This window comes from Teichococcus aerophilus, from assembly GCF_014490485.1.
In the GTDB taxonomy this organism is placed as follows: domain Bacteria; phylum Pseudomonadota; class Alphaproteobacteria; order Acetobacterales; family Acetobacteraceae; genus Pseudoroseomonas; species Pseudoroseomonas aerophila.
In genome coordinates this window covers 48,778-67,041 of record NZ_JACTVA010000024.1, presented here as the reverse complement: position 1 = coordinate 67,041, position 18,264 = coordinate 48,778, and the positions used below count along the sequence as shown (strand labels likewise).

15 protein-coding genes are annotated in these 18,264 nt (G+C 69.4%); 9 read left to right on the top strand and 6 right to left on the bottom strand.

Going from position 1 to position 18,264, the window contains the following annotated elements:
• Positions 1-207: 207 nt before the first annotated feature.
• Together IBL26_RS14145 and IBL26_RS14140 are read left to right on the top strand one after the other, a co-directional pair.
• Positions 208-969: a 2,3-dihydro-2,3-dihydroxybenzoate dehydrogenase gene (locus IBL26_RS14145; RefSeq protein ID WP_187785144.1), complete on the top strand. Its 762-nt coding sequence runs from the start codon at positions 208-210 to the stop codon at positions 967-969.
• Positions 962-1,825: an alpha/beta hydrolase gene (locus IBL26_RS14140; protein WP_367615437.1), complete on the top strand. Its 864-nt coding sequence runs from the start codon at positions 962-964 to the stop codon at positions 1,823-1,825. Before IBL26_RS14145 ends, IBL26_RS14140 begins: the two co-directional genes overlap by 8 nt.
• 609 nt (positions 1,826-2,434) lie before the next feature.
• Here the strand turns inward: IBL26_RS14140 and IBL26_RS14135 are convergent.
• The 3 genes from IBL26_RS14135 to IBL26_RS14125 form a co-directional block, all read right to left on the bottom strand.
• Positions 2,435-3,535 carry a hypothetical protein gene (locus IBL26_RS14135; protein WP_187785143.1) on the bottom strand — a complete coding sequence of 367 codons (1,101 nt, stop codon included), beginning with the start codon at positions 3,533-3,535 and terminating at the stop codon, positions 2,435-2,437.
• A 378-nt stretch (positions 3,536-3,913) separates the two neighbouring features.
• Positions 3,914-5,482 (bottom strand): hypothetical protein, encoded by a 1,569-nt coding sequence (locus IBL26_RS14130; RefSeq protein WP_187785142.1) that lies wholly within the window; start codon positions 5,480-5,482, stop codon positions 3,914-3,916.
• Between the two features lie 79 nt (positions 5,483-5,561).
• Positions 5,562-6,467 (bottom strand): LysR family transcriptional regulator, encoded by a 906-nt coding sequence (locus tag IBL26_RS14125; RefSeq protein WP_187785141.1) that lies wholly within the window; start codon positions 6,465-6,467, stop codon positions 5,562-5,564.
• Positions 6,468-6,564: 97 nt separating this feature from the next.
• Here IBL26_RS14125 and IBL26_RS14120 point away from each other — a divergent pair, with 97 nt between their 5' ends.
• The 4 genes from IBL26_RS14120 to IBL26_RS14105 all read left to right on the top strand — a co-directional run bounded on the left by IBL26_RS14120 (position 6,565) and on the right by IBL26_RS14105 (position 12,008).
• The gene (locus IBL26_RS14120) at positions 6,565-6,996 is read left to right on the top strand and encodes a PACE efflux transporter (RefSeq protein WP_187785140.1); all 432 of its coding nucleotides are present in this window, start codon (positions 6,565-6,567) and stop codon (positions 6,994-6,996) included.
• Between the two features lie 107 nt (positions 6,997-7,103).
• Positions 7,104-8,663: an ABC transporter substrate-binding protein gene (locus IBL26_RS14115; protein ID WP_367615436.1), complete on the top strand. Its 1,560-nt coding sequence runs from the start codon at positions 7,104-7,106 to the stop codon at positions 8,661-8,663.
• Positions 8,664-8,999: 336 nt separating this feature from the next.
• Positions 9,000-10,571 (top strand): GMC family oxidoreductase, encoded by a 1,572-nt coding sequence (locus IBL26_RS14110; protein ID WP_187785139.1) that lies wholly within the window; start codon positions 9,000-9,002, stop codon positions 10,569-10,571.
• A 447-nt stretch (positions 10,572-11,018) separates the two neighbouring features.
• The gene (locus IBL26_RS14105) at positions 11,019-12,008 is read left to right on the top strand and encodes a phosphoribosylaminoimidazolesuccinocarboxamide synthase (RefSeq protein WP_187785138.1); all 990 of its coding nucleotides are present in this window, start codon (positions 11,019-11,021) and stop codon (positions 12,006-12,008) included.
• A 305-nt stretch (positions 12,009-12,313) separates the two neighbouring features.
• Here IBL26_RS14105 and IBL26_RS14100 read toward each other — a convergent pair whose 3' ends face one another.
• Positions 12,314-13,321: a hypothetical protein gene (locus IBL26_RS14100; protein WP_187785137.1), complete on the bottom strand. Its 1,008-nt coding sequence runs from the start codon at positions 13,319-13,321 to the stop codon at positions 12,314-12,316.
• A 215-nt stretch (positions 13,322-13,536) separates the two neighbouring features.
• Positions 13,537-14,457: a LysR family transcriptional regulator gene (locus IBL26_RS14095; RefSeq protein WP_187785136.1), complete on the bottom strand. Its 921-nt coding sequence runs from the start codon at positions 14,455-14,457 to the stop codon at positions 13,537-13,539.
• Positions 14,458-14,527: 70 nt separating this feature from the next.
• On the opposite strand from IBL26_RS14095, the gene IBL26_RS14090 reads away from it, so the two are divergent.
• From IBL26_RS14090 to IBL26_RS14080, 3 genes are read left to right on the top strand one after another with little or no spacing between them, the layout of a single operon-like run.
• Positions 14,528-15,406, top strand: a complete 879-nt coding sequence (locus tag IBL26_RS14090) for an FAS1-like dehydratase domain-containing protein (RefSeq protein ID WP_187785135.1) — start codon at positions 14,528-14,530, stop codon at positions 15,404-15,406.
• A 41-nt stretch (positions 15,407-15,447) separates the two neighbouring features.
• Entirely contained in the window at positions 15,448-16,650 is a 1,203-nt protein-coding gene (locus IBL26_RS14085) for a CaiB/BaiF CoA transferase family protein (protein ID WP_187785134.1), read from the top strand.
• Entirely contained in the window at positions 16,647-17,618 is a 972-nt protein-coding gene (locus tag IBL26_RS14080; RefSeq protein ID WP_187785133.1) for a Bug family tripartite tricarboxylate transporter substrate binding protein, read from the top strand. Before IBL26_RS14085 ends, IBL26_RS14080 begins: the two co-directional genes overlap by 4 nt.
• 263 nt (positions 17,619-17,881) lie before the next feature.
• Here IBL26_RS14080 and IBL26_RS14075 read toward each other — a convergent pair whose 3' ends face one another.
• Positions 17,882-18,241 (bottom strand): response regulator, encoded by a 360-nt coding sequence (locus IBL26_RS14075; RefSeq protein ID WP_187785132.1) that lies wholly within the window; start codon positions 18,239-18,241, stop codon positions 17,882-17,884.
• Between the last annotated feature and the right edge of the window lie 23 nt (positions 18,242-18,264).

The following is an 18,264-nucleotide window of genomic DNA, read 5'->3' as shown; positions in this document are numbered from 1 at the left end:
TCCCGGCCGCATCATCCATTTCCACGCCGCCGCGCAGCATGCCGGCAGCGCCATCTCCCCCGATCTCTGGCGCCCCTATGCCGGGGACGTGGAGGTGATCGACATCGCCGCCCAGCATGCCGAGCTGACCGGGCCCGAGGCCACGGTGCAGATCGCGCCGCCGCTGGCCGCGCGTCTGGCTGCCTGCGACAAGAAGGACACCGCCTGATGCGACCGAGTGGACTCTCCGGCAAGCTGGCCCTGGTGACCGGCGCCGCCGGCGGCATTGGCCAGGCAGTGCTGCGGCTGCTGGTGGAAGAGGGCGCGCGCGTCGTCGCCACCGACCTCGACCCCGCCGCCATTCCCGCCATTCCGGGCGTGCGGGCGGAGCGGCTGGACGTGACGGACGGCGCCGCCGTCGATGCGCTGGTGGCGCGGATCGAGGCGGAGGAAGGGCCGATCCACTACGGCGTCAGCCTGGCCGGCATCCTCGGCAATAACCTTGTTGTCGACACCAGCGATGCCGAATGGCGCCGTGTCTTCGCCGTTAACACCGATGGGGTGTTCCATCTCGGCCGGGCACTGGCGCGGGTGATGCAGCCGCGCCAGGCGGGGGCCATCGTCGTCGTCAGCTCCAACGCCGCCGGCATCCCGCGCCACGCCATGGCGGCCTATGCGGCGTCCAAGGCCGCGACCACCATGTTCACCCGTTGCCTGGGGCTGGAACTGGCGCCCAGCGGCATCCGCTGCAACATCATCGCCCCCGGTTCCACCCTGACGCCGATGCAGACCGGCATGTGGGCGGACGAAAACGGCGCGGCACGCGTCATCGCTGGGCTGCCGGAGCAGTACAAGACCGGCATCCCGCTGAAGAAGCTGGCGACGCCGGAGGATATCGCCGACGCGGTGGTGTTCCTGCTCTCCGACCGCGCCGGGCACATCACCATGGCGGATTTGTATATCGACGGCGGCGCCACCCTGCGTGGCTGAGGTGCCGCCCGTCATTCCCCCCGTCTTCCTGGCCGGGACCGAGGCGCATGGGCTGCACGCCGCGGCCGGTGAGTACCGGCTGTGGCTGGCCATCCCCCAGGTGCCGCCACCACCCGGCGGCTTCCCCGTGCTGACCCTGCTGGACGCCAATGCCAGCTTCGCCACCGTGACCGAAATCGCCCGCCAGGGCGCGGTGCGCGCCGGCGCCACCGGCATCGGCGCCACCGTGGTGGCCGGCATCGCCTACCCGGGCGAGGCCCCCTACCACCGCGCCCGGCGCGGCCTGGACTACACTCCCGGCCCGCCGGCGGAGGAGACCGTCGCGCATGCCAGCGGCGGCCGCGACGCCTTCCTGGCCCTGCTGCGCGGCCCGGTGGCCGAGCTGGTGGCCGCCCGCTGCCCGGTGGACACCACGCGGCAAGTGCTGGCCGGGCATTCCCTGGCCGGCTTCTTCACCCTGGACGTGCTGGCGCACGACCCGGATGCCTTCACCGACTACATCGCCATCAGCCCCTCCATCTGGTGGGACCAGCCGCGGCTGCTGGCCGGACTGCGGCAGGCGCGCCAACCCGCCCGTGCGCCCCGCGTGGCCATCGGCGTCGGCGAATGGGAACAGGGGCTGACGCCCTGGGAAGCCGGCGCCCCCGAAGCCGCCCGCACCGCCGAGCGCCGTGGCCGCCGCGCCATGGTGGACAACGCCCGCGCCATGGCCGAGCGGATCGCCTCCACCAACGCGGAGGTCAGTTTCCGCGTCTATCCGGAGGAAAACCACGGCTCGGTCCTGCCTGTCGCCATCAGCCGGGCCCTGCGCTTCGTGCTGGGGCAGGGCGGAGGGGCATCCGCGCCTGGGGTCTGACGGTTCGGGCACGCCTGCTGGTTGTTGTGATCTGTCGTGGCGCCTGATGGCTTGAGAGGGGCGCTGCCCCTCTCAAACTCTCCCCGCCAAAGGCCTGAGGCCTTTGGAAACCCATCAGGGGGCGGGTGGCTGCTTTGACCACATGCTTCTGGCGATGTCTCGGTAGCGTCTTTGCACATGGCGGCTGACTGTGTGGAATTGCCATGCTGCGTGACTTGGGCGCACCGCCTGCTGAATGCTGGTGGCTACGCCACCAAAGAAGCAAATATAAAAATCTTTGCGACGGCACCGCCAGACGACGAAGGCTCTATCAGGGAGATGATGGACTGAACGCGCCTATACGGCAAAATGAGGCGACGGCTGCATCAGGCGATTCAAGCCTTCGGCGATGTCACTTCAGGCGGGCAAGCTTTGCATATGGCGGCAGCTTAGATTTTAAAAGCAGCGGCCCCCGCATCGACAGGCAGAAGCACAGCTACCTGACCTACATTCCCATGCTGGTGCAAACACCGCAGCCCCGCACCCCAAACTCGAAAAAAGAAAAGAAGAGGGGTCTCAGGGGAGAATTCATTCTCCCCTGTCTTCCACAGCCCCCGCCTCCGAACGATATCAGCGAATATCCAGCGGCGTCGGCTGGCGTTGCTGGATGGCGTTCCACACTTGCTCGAAGGCCGGGTTGGCCAGGCCGCGCGGGGCGGTCTCGATCAGGATGGTGGCGGCGCAGCCGGTTTCGCCGTTGACGGCTTCGGTCGAGATCTCGGCCGGCACGGCGCCGTTGAAGGCGGGGGTGTCCCAGAAGGCGCGGACCTTGGCGGCGGCGGTCTCGGCGGTGCCGCAATCGGGGTAGGTGAGGGAGACTAGCAGGGCCGGGCGCTGTTCGCCGGCGATGTCCACCATCAGGCCACGGCGATAAGGCGGCAGGCCCTGGCCGATGGTCTCGGCATCCCGGCGCAGGCGCTCCCGCGCGGCATTGGCGCCGCCACGCAGCACCGCGGCCGGGTCCTGCTGGGCGAGGGTGAGGGTGGGGGCGAACAGCACGGCCTGGACGATACGCCCGCTGCCCAGCCGGGCCTCCACGCCTTCCAGCGCCGCCCGCACCGTGGGCTCGGCCTCCGCGCTCCCGGCCGCCGGAACCTGAGCGAAGCGGCGCACGCCCTCCGGGCTGGCGGATTGCACCACGGCATCGCCATCGGCCATGACGCTGGAGGGGCCAAGGCGCAGCACGCGCCAGGGGTCGCGCATCCGCTCCATCAGCGAGATGGGGCCAGGGTCGGTCAGCAGGCCGTCAGGGCCCTGGGTGAAGCCGCGCTGGCGCAGGTGATCCAGCAGGCGGGCCTGCGCGCCGGCATCGGCCAGGCGCCAGACGACGGCGATATCGCCCACCGAGGCCAGGCTGCGGACCTGCTGCAGGGACAGCCCGGCGGCATCGTTCCAGGCCTGGATGCCACCGCCTTGCATCGCGCGGATCGGGGGCATATCGGCCGCGGCAGAAATGCGGCGCAGCGCTTCCGGCGGCCAGCCCTCCGCCTGCCCGGCGACGCGGGAGAGCGCGGACGGGTCCAGGAACAACGCCTGCACCGGCTCCGGATTCTCGGTGATGATGGCGGGCAGGCCGGACAAAGCCTGGCGCAAGGGGCTTCCCTCCGCCCTGGCCAGGCCGGTGGAGGCCATCAGGCAGCCAAGAGCGGCAAGGACGGTCCTGCGGATCATGCGGGCAGTCTCCATGCGGTCAGAGGACAGCGACGTCAGCGCGTCTGGTCCCTGACTGGAAGCAGCTTTGCGGGATGGAGGGGAGTCGGCGGGAGGAAAAAAGGCCGTGAGGTGGCTTTGGGGAAGAAAGGCCGGGGAAGGAATTCCCCGGACCCCTTCTTTTTTCCCAAGTTTTTCGGGTTGGGCCTGAGAGACGGCTGGGTATGCCGAAGGTTATAGACACCGCCGACTGACGGTTCAGCCCGCGGGGGCCATTTATAAAATCATCAAGCAGCGTCGACTCTGAGGCGCTTCGCCAAACTCGCAGAATGAAAAGAAGGGGTCCGGGGAATTACTTCCCCGGCCTTCCCTTCCCATCCGAACACTCGGCGCCCGTCTTCAGAAATCGATGCTGGCGCGGAGGGAGATGCCTTGGACGCCCTGTTCACCATGCAGGTAGGAAACGCCGATCCGGGCCGGCCGTTCGCGGCCCAGGGTGATGAGGGCCCCGTATTCCTGCCACGCGTTCACCGCCAGTTTCGTGCCGCTGAAGCGGCTGTCGATGATGCTGCCGGTCAGTGCCGCATCCATCCCAAAGATCGGCGCGATGGCCTGGCTCACGGAGACGCCGTTGCGGAAGCCGGTGCTGGAGACTTCGTACTTGGCCGAATATGGCCCGTAGGCGATGGGCAACGCGCCGTAATGGGCGACGGTGGAGGCCCCGCTGAGGGTCAGCCCCGGCCGTAGCTGGTAGGAAACCTCGGACGTCACCGCGCCGCCGAGCAGCCCGCCGACCGTTTCCGCCTCGGAGGAGCCGGCGACGCCGCCGCGGGCGGAGGCACCGGCGCGCCAGCGTAGCCCGTCGCTGTCGAGCAGGGTGTAGTGGAAGCCGGTGCCGAGCATGGAGCTGTAGACTGGCCGGCCGTCGATCTGCTGCACCGCCGGCACGGCCTCGGCGTAGAGCTCCCACCGTTCGGCGAAGCGGTGGCCGAGGGTCAGGGGCACCGCCAGCGTGTTGACCGTGGCGTTGCCGCCGAACTGGTGCCAGCCGATGACGCTGGCCGAGCCCCAGTCGCCGAGGGACAGGCGCGCCATCTCGCCGACCGAGGCGAAGGATTCGGCGCCGGCCCGGAAATCCATCGCCAGCATGCGGCCGAGCAGGGAAGCCGGGTTGCCGGCAACAGGGTCGTCCGTGGTGTGGCCGACCACGGCGCGCATCAGCTTCTGGATCAGGTGGCTGTCCTCCGCCGCGACGTAGCGGCCGACGCCGAGGAGGGAGAGGTCGCGGCTGCGCTCCGCCACCGTCCGGTCGATGCCGGCATCGGGCACCTGCAGGCGCATCGCGGTGGAGTTCGCCGGCGAGGAGACGAGAATCTTGATGCCGCGGTAATCCAGCTCCGCCCGCAGCGGCGTGCTGGCGGCATACCCCGCCACGCTGACACGCAGGTTGCGAGAGGCCAGGCGCGAGATGAACGGCTCGATCTCCCGTAGGGAACGAGTGGAGCGGCGGATCTCGTAGGGCTCGGAGCGGCCGGGCGGATTGGCGGCCTGTGCGACCAGCACGTTGCTGCGCGGGAGCCCGGGAGTGGGCTCCGCCGAGCCGGACGCGGCGGTACCGGCTGCCGCCGTGCCGGATGCCGTGCCCGGTGTCGTCACGCCGGGCGCCGTCGTGGCCGGCGGCGTGCTTGTCGGTATCGCCGGGCTGCCGGTGGCACCTTGCTTCAGGAAGGACTGGTAATAGGTATCCGCTTGCGCGTCCGTCATGGAAGCGACCTGGCCGAGGATCGCCTGCCGTTCGGACGCCGCCATGCCGGCGGTTGCGGCATCGAGCATGGCCAGCTGATCGGCGCTCAGCGTGGCCGCTATCGCCGGTTGCCACGCCAGCGCACCCAGCAACGCCAGGGATGCGGCGAGGCCGCCGCCGGCACGATGGCCTGGAATACGCCCACGGGCATTTTGCACGCGCATGATGACCTCCTGTCGGAAGCCACGCTAGCGATCGGAAATGTTTGCTTGGTTAAGCCGGGCCGATTCAGGTCAGTCCGCCTCACCTTTCGCTGGATGGGGCGGGGAAATCCGCCCGCGCGCGGGTGAAGCGGTCCCGCAGCCAGGCGGCGGCGGGGCCGCAGGGGCGCTGCTTGTGCCACACCATCTCCAGCGCCACCGGCCAGTCATGCCCGTCGAACCGCAGCTCCGGCGTGACCAGATGCGGCGCGGCCGGGGAGGCGGCGATGACGTGGTCGGAGACGAAGGCCCAGCCGATGCCGTGCTTGACCATCTCCAGGATCACCCAGTGGCTTTCCACCCACCAAACCTCGGCGGCGACGCGCATGCGCTGCTTCTCCGGCCCATCGCTACGGGCGGCGACCAGGATCTGCCGGTGGCGCTTCAACTCCTCCCACTCGACGCGGGTCTTTGCCAGCGGGTGGTCCCGGCCACAGACCAGCTTCAGCGGCACCCAGCCGATGGTCTGGAAGCCCAGCTCCGTCGGCAGCACTTCCTGCCGCCACATGATGCCGAGATGCGCGCTGCCATCCTGCACCAGCCGGCTGACATCCTCCATCAGCGGGAACAGGATCTCCAGCTCCACGAAGGGGAAGGCGAGGGCGAATTCGGCGAACAGCGCGCCGAGTGCATGCTCCGGGTACAGCTCGTCGATGGCGATGACCAGGCGGTTCTCCACGCCGTGCTCCAGGCTGCGGGCGACGCCCACCAGGTGCTCCCGCCGCTCCAGTACGACGCGGGCTTCCAGCAGCAGGCGTTGCCCGGCGGCGGTCAGCACCGGCAGGCGGGCGGCGCGGTCGAACAGCACCAGGCCAAGGTCCGTCTCCAGGTTGGCGACCTGGGTGCTGACGGCGGATTGCGCCTTCCGCAGCCGGCGCGCGGCGGCGGAGAAGGAGCCGGTCTCAGCCGCCGCGACGAAAGCCTGGAGCTGGTCGAGCGATACCGTCATGGCGACCATCCTATCTGGTTTTCAGATAGTATCTAACTTGAGGGGCGCATATAAATGGATAGAAGACGGGTCGACCGAAACTGATCGAGTATCGACCATGCGTACCGTAAGCGACCGTATCCGCCACGCCCTGGCCTTCGAAATCGTGGGCCTCGCCATCATGATCCCGTTCGGAACCTGGCTGTTCGGCCTGCACCTGTCGCAGATGGGGCTGATCGGCATCGGCAGCGCCACGGCGGCTACGGTGTGGAACTATTTCTACAATCTGGGCTTCGACCACGCCATGCAGCGGTTGCGCGGCCATACGCGCAAGGGCCTGTGGCTGCGCGTCGGCCACGCCATCCTGTTCGAGGCCGGGTTGCTGGTCATCCTGCTGCCGCCGATCGCTTGGTATCTCGGGATCGGGCTGATGCAGGCCTTCGTGATGGACCTGGCGATCGCCGCCTTCTACGTGGCCTACGCCTTCCTGTTCAACCTGGCCTATGACCGCGTCTTCCCCGTGCCCTTGCGGGAGCAGGCTGCGACTTGACCGTGCATTGCCCGCATCCTTCACTGGCCTGACCAGGAAGGATGCGGGCGCCACGCGGTGGCACGACGCTTGCAGCTAACCTTCCGGTTTTTCCAGGAGGTGCGGGCGTGAAGAGATTGTACGGGATGCTGGCGGCAGGTGCCGTGGCACTGGCTACCAGCCTGGGCGCCGCCCGGGCGGAACCGCTGAAGGTGGTGCTGGAAGCGGAGATCGTCACGCTCGATCCGCATTTCACCGGCGCCTACATCACCCGTACCTTCGGCTACATGGTCTTCGATACGCTGTTCGCGCCCGACGCGGCCGGCACCATGAAGCCGCAGATGGTGGACAAGTGGACCACCTCGGATGACGGGCTGACCTGGGCCTTCACGCTGCGGGACGGGCTGGCCTTCCATGACGGTAGCCCCGTCACCGCCGCCGACGTCGTCGCCTCCCTGCAGCGCTGGTCCACCCGCAATGCGCTGGGCGGGCGGCTGCTGGCCAATACCGCGTCCCTGACCGCGACGGATGCGCGCACCGTCACCCTGGTGCTGAAATCTCCCTACGGTCTGGTGCTGGATACGCTGGGCACCACCTCCTCCCCCAGCCCGTTCATCATGCCGGCGCGCATCGCCGCCACGCCGGGCACTACCCAGGTCAGCGAGATCGTCGGCTCCGGCCCCTTCGTCTACAACCGCGCGCAGCACCGCCCGGGCGACCGCATGCTGCTGCGCCGCAACGACAACTACCGCCCGCGCGCCGAGCCGGTGGACTTCCTCGCCGGCGGCAAGGTGCCGAAGGTGGAGGCGCTGGACATCCGCGTCATCCCCGACAGCGGCACGGCCGCGGCGGCGCTGCAGTCGGGCGAGATCGACTACATGCAGTACGCGCCGTTCGACTTCCTGGCGGCGATGGAGCGGGACCGGAACCTGCGCGTGCTGAACTTCACCGGCGCGCACATGTTCACCGGCCACTACCGCATCAACACCGCCTCCAAGCCCTTCGACGACCCGGCCATCCGCCGCGTGCTGCTGAAGCTGGTGGACCAGCCGGAAGTGATGGCGGGCCTCGGCCTCGATACGCGCTATTCGCGCGACTGCGCCGCCTTCTTCATCTGCGGCTCCCCCAACGAGACCGACGTGGGCACCGCGCCGCTGGCCGACCCCTCGATCGAGGCCGCGGCGGCGATGCTACGCCAGACCAGCTACGCGGGTGAGCCGGTGATCGTGCTGGTGGCGTCCGACCTGGAAGCGCCGAAAGTCTCCAGCCAGATCCTGGCGGACCGCCTGCAACGCGCCGGCTTCAAGGTGGACGTGCAGGTGATGGACTGGGCCTCCGTGCTCGCCCGCCGCGGCCAGCGCCAGGGCTGGAGCGTCTATGGCGTGCACGCGCTGGGTCTCGACCTCGCCTCGCCGCTGACCAACTCCGTCATCAACTTCAACTGCACCACGGCGACCACCGCCGGCTTCATGTGCGAGCAGCGCCTGGTGCCGCTGTTCGACGCCTTCGCCCGCGCGCCGGACCGCGCAGCCCAGCGCGAGGTGGCGGGGCAGATCCAGACCATCGTGTACGAACAGGGCCTCGGCATCCCCTTCGGCCAGTTCGCCCAGCCGGCGGCGATGCGCGCTTCCGTCACCGGGCTGATCCCCTCCGCTGTCCCATTGTTCTGGAACGCTGAGAAGAAGTGACGATCGGCGGTTAGGCTGGGGGAATGAATTCCCCCAGGCCCCCTTCTTTCTTTTGCGAGTTTTGCGTTTGGGCTTTGAGGGTGGGATCGGGCGCGGGAGAAGCAGCCTTTTGTTGGATCAATAAGGCAGCGCAGGCTGAACCCGTCGTCTTTGAGGTCAGCCTCCCAATACCATTCGTCGCTTCGCGAAGCGCCCCGACTCAACAGCCACATCCGCAAACACCGCAGAAGGAAAAAAAGAAGTGGGGGCGGGGGGGAGAATTCCTTCTCCCCCGCTTCCACGCGAACACATTCAAGGCCACGCTCCGCCCACGGAGTGAGATCGAGGGACGTTGCTATGTATGACGTGATTGTTGTCGGGGCCGGCTCCGCCGGTGCACCGCTCGCGGCCCGCCTGTCGGAGGACCCGTCCCGCCGCGTGCTGTTGCTGGAAGCGGGGCGGGACTGGCGCGCGGCGGAGGCACCGCACGCGCTGCGCAGCGCCAACATCATTCCCTTCATGCGCTCCCCCACCCATCAGGCGGAGTGGCAGTGGCCGGGGCTGGAGACACGCCGCACCAAGGCGCAGGCCCCGCGCTTCTACTGGCGCGGCAAGGCGCTGGGCGGGTCCTCCACCGTGAATGCGCAGATCGCCATCCGCGGCGTACCGGCGGCCTTCGACCAGTGGGCGGAAATGGGCTGCGAGGGCTGGGCGGCCGACGACGTGCTGCCGGTCTTCGACGCCATCGAGGACGATGCCGAGACCGGCACCGCCCCCGGCATCCGCCAGGGCGGCCCGCTGCCGATCTACCGCGCGCCGGAAGCGCAGTGGGGCGCGGTGGACAAGGCACTGAAAGGCGCCGCGCTGCAACTCGGCTATCCCTGGAAGGCCGACCTGAATGCGCCGGAGGGGGAAGGCGTCTCCTGCTACCCCATCAACAGCCGCAACGGCCACCGCGTCACCACCAATGACGGCTACCTGGAGCCGGCGCGTGGCCGCGCCAACCTGGAGATCCGCGGCGGCGCGCATGTGGACCGGGTGCTGTTCACCGAGGGTCGCGCCAGCGGCGTGCGCGTGCGCTTCGAGGGCAGCGGTGAGTGGCAGGACATCCCGGCGCGGGAAGTGGTGCTCTCGGCCGGCGCCATCCATAGCCCGGCCATCCTGATGCGCTCCGGCGTCGGCCCGGCGGCGAAGCTGGCGGCGCTGGGCATCCCGGTGGTCAGCGACCTGCCGGCGGTGGGGCAGGGGCTGATGGATCACCCGATCGTCCGCGCCAGCCTGGCGCTGAAGCCGGGGCAGCGGGCGCTGGACGTTGATTCCCGCCACACCAATTGCTGCCTGACCTACAGCTCCCGCCTCGGCGGTGGGGGGGAGCGCGACATGATCATGATCGCCTTCAACCACACCGGCTACACGGAGGGCGCGCCCTCCCCCGTCGGCTCCATCGGCGTGTCGCTCTACGACGCGTTCTCGCGCGGCGAGGTACGGCTGACCGCCGCCGACCCAATGGCGAACCCCGAGGTGGACGAGAACATGCTGGACGATCCGCGCGACCTGCTGCGGCTGCGGGATGGCGTGCGGCGGCTGGCGGCCATCGCCGCGCATCCCTCCGTCGCCGGCATCGCCGACGGCGTCACCTTCGGCGATACGCCGCTGCCCTACGCCGAAGTGGCGGCCATGGCCGACGACCGGCTGGACGCCCTGCTGCTGGCCGAGGCCGGCGACATCCAGCACGCCGCCGGCACCTGCCGCATGACCGCGCATGAAGACCCCCGCGGCGTGGTGGACCCGGAGCTGAAGGTGCGCGGCGTGACCGGGCTGCGCGTCGCCGACGCCTCCATCATGCCGACGGATTGCCGCGCCAACCTGCACTTCACCTGCGTCATGATCGGCGAAGCCCTGGCCCGCCGGATGCGCGCCGAAGGCTGAGGGGGGTCTCCGCCAGTCAGGTTATTGGGTGGGAAGGAAGGCCGGGGAAAGAAATCCCCGGAGCCCTTCTTTTTTCTGCGAGTTTGGCGTGACGCTTCAGGACTGGGAGCGGACGCTTCTTGATGATTTTGATAATGGGCCACGCGGGCTGAAGCCTCAGTCGCCGGAGGTCCAGGACCTCCGGCGCACCCAGCCGTCTCCCAAGACCGCGCCCTCAACAGCCTCGCCCCGGAAACTCGGAAAAAGAAGAGAAGGGGTTCGGGGAATTCTTTCCCCGACCTTCGTTCTCCCACGGCGGGGCGGGGGCAGCGGGCATGGCCGGCATGCGGCCCTGTATCGTGGCGTTTCCGTGTCGCCCGCCCGTTGTATAAGCCTGTGGGGGAAGGGGCAGGACGCGGCCTTTCCCTGGCGCCCGCCGCACCACTGCCGCATCAGGATGAGTTGCTCATGGATCAGGAAGCCCTTCGCGCCTATGCGCATTACGCTCTGCGCGATGCGACCATCCCGGAACTGCCCAACCATTATCGCGGCAAGGTGCGGGACAATTACGACCTGCCCAATGGCCACCGCATCATCATCGCCAGCGACCGGATCAGTGCGTTCGACCGCATCCTGGCTGCCATCCCCCTGAAGGGCCAGTTGCTGACCCAGACGGCGCGGCACTGGTTCGAGCACACGGCCGACATCTGCCCCAACCATGTCGTCTCCTACCCCGACCCGAATGTGGTGGTCGGGCAGCGGCTGGATATCCTGCCGGTGGAGATCGTGGTGCGGGGCTACCTGGCCGGTACCACCAGCACTTCGATCCTGCCGCGCTACAAGGCGGGGCAGCGCACCCTGTACGGCATCACTTTGCCGGAGGGGCTGCGGGACAACCAGGTGCTGCCCACCCCGATCATCACCCCGACCTCTAAGGCCTTCGATGGGGCGCATGACGAGCCGCTGACGGCGGATGAGATCCTGGCGCAGAAGCTGCTGACGCCGGCGCAGTGGGAGCAGCTGAGCGCCTATGCCCTGGCGTTGTTCTCGCGCGGGCAGCAGATGGCGGCGCAGCGCGGGCTGATCCTGGCCGATACGAAGTACGAGTTCGGCACCGATGCCGAGGGCCGCATCATCCTGGCCGACGAGATCCATACGCCGGACAGCAGCCGCTACTGGCGCGCCGACAGCTACGAGGCGCGCTTCGAAGCCGGCGAGAAGCCGGAGAGCTTCGACAAGGACTTCGTGCGCAACTGGGTCGTCGCCCGCTGCGATCCGTACAAGGACGAGATTCCGGAGATTCCGGAGGATTTCATCCTGGCCACCACCGCTGTCTACATCCAGGCCTTCGAGACCATCACCGGCCAGCGCTTCACCCCGCCGGGGACCGGGGAGCCGGTGCTGGAGCGCGTCCGCCGCAACCTGGCGCCATACTTCCAGGATGCCCCCCGGGGCTGAGGCGACCGGCCCGGCGCCCCTCCTGCCAAGCGGCATGTGGGGAGCCGGGAAGGGCTGAGACATGCTGGCGTGGCGAGTGGAGGGGGCCGTCTCTCCACGATGCCTGCGGGCACCGGGTGCGTGAGGCGGTTGACCGTGGAGTCATCTCCAGGCGCTTCGGCGAGCGCGGGATGGAGGAATTTCCGACGCAGAGGCAGGCGAGGACCGGCGCATTGGGAGCCGGTCCAGACGTGGCAAGCTCCCGCCGCGCAGGCGCTGGCAAACACCGATGCTGAGGCATTTCCACCAAGACCCCGGCAGGCGCTTCAGCTTTCCTGAAGCGACAGCCGCAAGCCCATTTGCGTCAGGTAGTGGCTGGCCTCCCGAAGGCCTTGCAGACGTGTCTTCAGAATGAGGCCGATCGGCTTGGCGCCCCCGAACGGTGCCGGGCGGAGCGGCGCCTGGAGCCACTGTGCGGGGTCGAGGCCCAGTTGCTCCAACGTCTCATCGAGGGAGCGCATCGCGGCCACGGCCTCGGCCTCCGCTTCGGTCAGCTTGAAGCGTGGCCTGGTGCCTTTCTTGGTCAGGCCGCCGGCATGGCCGATCAGCCGCAGCGCATCGAGATCCACCAGCTTCCACCGGTCCACCAGCGCCCAAAAGCTGCCGGAGGACAGGCCGGCATGCGAACGCGCGGCAGGCGGCGGGCTGGCCGTCTTCGCAGGCCGGGCGGCGGGCCTGGCGCGTGCCGCAGCCTTGGCCGGGGGTGAAGCATTATCCGCCTTCCGCCGCTCCGCGCCAGGTTGCGGCTTTGCGGCAGGCGGTGGCGGGGGTTCAGGCTGAGATGGGCGGGGCGGGTCGGCCGTACGGGCCTGGCCACTGCCCTCCAGGTCCACGCCGAAATGCCGCTTGAGCCGGTCCAGCATCTTAGCGACATCACGCAGCGGGCCAATGAGGAACGTCGTCGAAGGCGGCTTCGCCAACCGCCCGTCCTGCTGCATGGCGGGCGCAAGGCCGGGGAACTTATCCAGCCGCAGCAGATCCGCCTTTAGCGGGTTTTCCTCACTGATCCGGGAGGTGTCGGCAGGGCCGGTATAGCCCTGTTCGGAGGCGACGACGGCCTCGATCAGTCCGGTCACGGCATGGCGCAGCAGGCGCGCGGTGTTGCGGGTGCTGCCGGCATCCAGCAGCGTCTGCGCATCCTGCACGTCGCCATTGGCCAGCCGCAGCAGGCTGGCGACCGACTGCCGCAGCGCCGCGCGCGTCATCTCCGGCCCCGTCACCGGCGCGGCTTCCGGAGCGCCGGGCTTCGGCGGGCAGGCGGGGGTGCCGGCCATGCGGTGCTCGTGGCCGCTTCCCGACAGATCGCTGTGGTGCCCGCCATTCCCGCTACCTCCTCTCCCTGCCGCCTGCGCCGCCTGCGCCTCCTGCGCCGCCTGCGCCGCCTGCGCCGCCTGCGCCGCCTGCGCCGCCTGCGCCGCCTGCGCCGCCTGCGCCGCCTATGGCGCCTAACGCACGATGATCGCGGCCAGCTGCTGCCGGGTGCGGCATGTCAGCATGGCGGCGCATCCTTCAGCATGTGCAGAATCTGCTCCATCAGGTCCCGCGCCGCCGGGGCCAGCACGCGGTCGCGCCGGCGCAGCAGGCCGATGCGGCGGGTCAGCGCCGGGTCCACCAGCTTCACGGCGGCCACTGCATGCCCGGCCTGCCCGGCCACGGCGGAGGCCGGTAGCGCCGTCAGCCCCGCCCCTGCCGCCACCAGGGCCACGGCGGTGGAGAGATGCCGCACCTCCACTCGCCAGCGGGCGGTGACGCGCGCGCCTTTCAGTGCCGCCTCGATGATGCGGCGGTTCTCGCTGAGCGGGCCGATGGAGATCAGCGGTTCCTTCGCCAACTCGTCCCACGCCACCGTTTCCCGCCGCGCCAGGCGGTGGTCCCGTGGGCAGACCAGGAAGAACGGCTCCTCCAGCAGCGGGATGCTCTCCACCTCCCAGTGCTCCGGCCCCAGCGCGGCCAGGGCGAAATCCAGCCGCCCTTCCTCCAGCATGCTGCGGATCTCGGCGCCGGAGAGGTCGTAGACCACCACTTCACCGCCCTGCCAGTGGCGGCGGTGGCGGGCCAGCAGCGGGCCCAGGTAGCGTACCGCCAGCGTCGGCAGGCACCCCACCGTCACGTGCTGCGATTCCGGCTTGTCGCCGACACGGCGCATCGCATCCGCCAACCGCGCCATGGCGCCCTGGGCTTCCGGCAGCAACGCGGCCCCGGCCGGGCTGAGCCGGATGGGGCGGGAACGGCGGAGCAGCAATTCCCGCCCGACGATCTGTTCCAGCCGTTGCAGCCGCCGGGTCAGCGCCGGCTGGCTGATGCCCAGCCGCGCCGCCGCGCGCTGGAAGGAGCCCAGGTCCGCCACCGCGATGAAGGCTTCCAGCCCGGGAAGGTCGAGGTGCATCCAGGCATGATGCACAGCGTGCATCGACCTGTCATCTCATTGCATTGGACGCATCCTCCAGCGTCTCGCCAGATATCCGGCAAGGGAGACAACGATGCCGGATACGCTCGTCGAGACGGACGCGCTGCAGGGCTGGGTCGGCCGCAGCGAGACCACCGAGGATGAAGCCTCGCTGACCATCGTGCGCCGCCTGGCCGCGCTGCTGGACCGGGATGCCAACAGCCTGCGGCGGGGCGATGCGCTGCCGGAAGGCTGGCACGCGGTGTTATTCGCGCCCACCACGCCGCAATCGCAGCTGGGGCCGGATGGCCACCCGCGAAAGGGCGACTTCCTGCCGCCGGTGCCGCTGCCGCGCCGCATGTTCGCCGGGCGGCGCATCCGCTTCCTGGCCCCGGTGCCGATCGGCGCGGAGCTGCGCCGTACCTCCACCATCGCCGCCATCACGCCGAAGACCGGGCGCAGCGGCCGCATGGTGTTCGTGCGCGTCGACCACCGCATCGAGGCCGATGGCGTGCCCGCGATCACGGAGGAACACGACATCGTCTACCGGGAGGAAGCCGCCCCCGGCGCCACCCCGCCGCCCGCCACCCCGCCGCCAGCGGCGCCGCTGCCCCCCGCCACGGCCACCGAGCCCTATGCGCCGGACAGTGTCACCCTGTTCCGCTATTCCGCCGTGACCTTCAACGGCCACCGCATCCACTACGACCTGCCCTACACCCAGGGGGAGGAGCGCTATCCCGCGCTGATCGTGAACGGTGGCCTGACGGCGCTGCGGCTGTGTGAGCTGGCGAAGCGCCAGCTGCCCGGCGGGCGCATCGGCTATCTGGCGGTGCGCAACGTGCGGCCGTTCTTCGTCGGCCGGCAGGGGCAGTTGCATTGCCATGCGCAAGCCGATGGCACGTTGCGGCTCTGGGCGCTGGACGAGGCTGGCCGCCCGATCGCGGAGGCCGAGGCCAGCGGAGTGCCGGCATGAGCGCGCCGGGAACAAGTGCATCGGGAACGGGCACGTCGGGAATGGGCGGCCCGCTGCGCGGCATCCGCGTGCTGGATGCCACCGGCGTCATCGTCGGCCCCACCGCCACGCTGCTGCTGGCGGAGCAGGGCGCCGACGTCATCAAGGTGGAGCCGCCGGAGGGCGACCTGATGCGACGGCTCGGCGGCCGCGCCCCGGCCGGCGCGGCCGGCCTCTCGCCAAAGTTCCTGCATTTCAACCGCAACAAGCGCTCCATCGTGCTCGACCTCAAGACCGAGGCAGGGAAGGACGTGATGCGGCGGCTGGCCGGGACCGCGGACGTCTTCATCAGCAACATGCGGGCGAAGGCCCTGGCCTCGCTGGGGCTGGACGCGGCCTCGATGGCGGCGCTGAACCCCCGCCTGATCCACTGCACCATCTCGGGCTTCGCCAGCGGCGGGCCGTATGATGGCGCACCGGCCTACGACACCATCATCCAGGGCCTCTCCGGCGTTTCCGCCTGCTTCCAGCAGCAGACCGGCGAACCCCGCTTCGCGCCCTTCGTGCTGACCGACCATATCGTCGGCATCATCGCTGCCCAGGCCATCTGCGCCGCGCTGGTCGGCCGTGGCGCGGACGGGCCGGGCCAGGCGATCGAGGTGCCGATGTTCGAGAACGCCGCCGCCTTCGTGCTGTCCGAGCATCTGGGCCAGCGTACTTTCGGCCCCGGCGGCGCCTTCGGCGACCCGCGCATCATGACGCCGGATGCACGGCCGCTGGCGACGCTCGACGGCTATATCTGCGTCTCCGCTAACACGGATGCGCAGGCGCGCGGCTTCTTCGACGCCATCGGCCGGCCGGAGCTGAAGGAGGACCCGCGCTTCCGGAGCGTCGCCGCGCGGCTGGAGAACGTGGCGGATTACTTCCGCCTGCGGGCGGAGGCGATGGCCGCCCGCACCACCGCCGAATGGCTGCCGCTGCTGCGCCGCCACGACGTACCCGCGATGCCCTGCCACACGCTGGACAGCCTGCTGGATGATCCGCAACTCCGCGGCTCCGGCACGCTGGTCGAGGAAGATGCCCGACTGAACGAGGAGGATGCGATGCTGGGCCTGCGCCACGCCAACCGGTATTCCCGCAGCGGCAGCGCGCCGCCCCGCCTCGCCCCCCGCCTGGACGAGCATGCCGAGGAGATCCTGCGCGAGCTGGGCTACGACGCCGCGCAACGCGCCGGGCTGCGCCAGGATGCCGGGGTGCTGTCATGAAGCGCCGCCATCTGCTGGCAGGCGGAGCCCTGCTGGCGCTGCCGGGGCTTCCCGTACGCGCCGCCGGCCCCTGGCCGAACCAGACGCTGCGGCTGGTCGTGCCCTTCCCGCCCGGTGCCGCCAACGACACGCTGGGCCGCGCCATCGCCGACCAGCTGACCACGCGGCTGGGACAGACCGTGGTGGTGGAGAACCGCGCCGGCGCCGGCGGTGCCGTGGGCTCGGAAGCTGTCGCCCGCTCGGCGCCGGATGGCTACACGCTGCTGCTCGGCCATATCGGCACGCTGGCGGTGAACCCGGCCATCTACCCTTCGCTGCCCTATAACGTGCAGAAGGACTTCGCGCCGGTCGCCATGATCGCGCTGGTGCCCAACGTGCTGGTGGTGAACCCCAGGCTGCCCTTCCAGGACATCCAGGGCCTGGTGACGCATGTGCGGGCGAACCCGGGCCAGTTGCGCTACTGCTCCGCCGGCAATGGCAGCGCCGGGCATATCGTCATGCTCGCCTTCCTCAACGCGCTGAAGCTGGAGATGGAACACGTCCCCTATCGCGGCCTCGGCCCCGCGTTGAACGACCTGGTGGCCGGCCGGGTGGACGTGACGCTGGGGGGCGCGCCGACAGTGATGCCCCTGGTCAAGCAAGGCCTGCTCAAGGCCCTCGCTGTCTCCAGCGCCGAACGCGTCGGCAGCCTGCCGGACGTGCCGACCGTGGCCGAGACCGTCTCCCCCGGCTTCAACGTGGTGCCCTGGTACGGCATCGCCGCGCCCGCCAACACGCCCGCGGCCGTGATCCTGCGCCTGAATACCGAGATCAACGCCAGCCTCAACACTCCGGCGGTGAGGGAACGGCTGGAACAGGAAGGCGCGGTCCCGGCCCCGATGTCGCCGGACCAATTCGCCACGCTGATCGGCAGTGAGCTGCAGCGCTGGGCGCGCCTGATTCGCGAAGCGGGCGTGACGGCGAATTGAGGGGGCGGGAAGGCTGGGGAAGGAATTCCCCAGGCCCCTTCTTTTCTTTCTGGGAGTTTGGCGGCGGGCTTCAGGTTGAGATCTGGCGCTGCCTGATGACCTAGTCACGGGCCAAGGGCTGAACCCTCCGTCGCCGGGAATCCTGGATTTTCCGGCCCACGCAGCTGTCCTTCAAGCACACGGCTTGAACAGCCCCGCCGAAACTCGAAGAAACAAGATGGGGTCCGGGAATGCCGTCCCCGGCCTTCCCACGCCAAACACCATCAGTGCTGCAGCAGCCGCACCAGCGCCTCGATCATGAAGGGCTTGGGCAGGAAGGCCCGGTGGTTCCTGTCGGCTTTCAGTTCAGGCCGCAGGCGGCCGGAGATCAGCACCACCCGCAGGCCCGGGTGGGTATCGGCCAGGCGCTCGGCCAGTTCGATGCCGTTGCAGCCCTGGCCCAGGTCGATATCGGACACCACGGCCATGGGTTGCAGGCCGCGTTCCAGCAGGACCATCGCAGCTTCGCCGGTGGCGGCTTCGGTGACGTCGTAGCCTTTGTCCTGCAGGCCCATTGTCAGCACCATCCGGACCAGCGGGTCATCGTCCACCAAAAGCAGGCAGGGCGCAGAAGGGGAAGGCATGGCACTCTCGTCGAAGGATTCCC

What these genes read in the sequence shown, in the direction of transcription:
- IBL26_RS14145 (WP_187785144.1), top strand. Translation starts at nt 208, where the DNA reads ATGCGACCGAGTGGACTCTCCGGCAAGCTGGCCCTGGTGACCGGCGCC.
- IBL26_RS14135 (WP_187785143.1), bottom strand. Translation starts at nt 3,535, where the DNA reads ATGATCCGCAGGACCGTCCTTGCCGCTCTTGGCTGCCTGATGGCCTCC.
- IBL26_RS14130 (WP_187785142.1), bottom strand. Translation starts at nt 5,482, where the DNA reads ATGCGCGTGCAAAATGCCCGTGGGCGTATTCCAGGCCATCGTGCCGGC.
- IBL26_RS14125 (WP_187785141.1), bottom strand. Translation starts at nt 6,467, where the DNA reads ATGACGGTATCGCTCGACCAGCTCCAGGCTTTCGTCGCGGCGGCTGAG.
- IBL26_RS14120 (WP_187785140.1), top strand. Translation starts at nt 6,565, where the DNA reads ATGCGTACCGTAAGCGACCGTATCCGCCACGCCCTGGCCTTCGAAATC.
- IBL26_RS14110 (WP_187785139.1), top strand. Translation starts at nt 9,000, where the DNA reads ATGTATGACGTGATTGTTGTCGGGGCCGGCTCCGCCGGTGCACCGCTC.
- IBL26_RS14105 (WP_187785138.1), top strand. Translation starts at nt 11,019, where the DNA reads ATGGATCAGGAAGCCCTTCGCGCCTATGCGCATTACGCTCTGCGCGAT.
- IBL26_RS14100 (WP_187785137.1), bottom strand. Translation starts at nt 13,321, where the DNA reads ATGGCCGGCACCCCCGCCTGCCCGCCGAAGCCCGGCGCTCCGGAAGCC.
- IBL26_RS14095 (WP_187785136.1), bottom strand. Translation starts at nt 14,457, where the DNA reads ATGCACGCTGTGCATCATGCCTGGATGCACCTCGACCTTCCCGGGCTG.
- IBL26_RS14090 (WP_187785135.1), top strand. Translation starts at nt 14,528, where the DNA reads ATGCCGGATACGCTCGTCGAGACGGACGCGCTGCAGGGCTGGGTCGGC.
- IBL26_RS14085 (WP_187785134.1), top strand. Translation starts at nt 15,448, where the DNA reads ATGGGCGGCCCGCTGCGCGGCATCCGCGTGCTGGATGCCACCGGCGTC.
- IBL26_RS14080 (WP_187785133.1), top strand. Translation starts at nt 16,647, where the DNA reads ATGAAGCGCCGCCATCTGCTGGCAGGCGGAGCCCTGCTGGCGCTGCCG.
- IBL26_RS14075 (WP_187785132.1), bottom strand. Translation starts at nt 18,241, where the DNA reads ATGCCTTCCCCTTCTGCGCCCTGCCTGCTTTTGGTGGACGATGACCCG.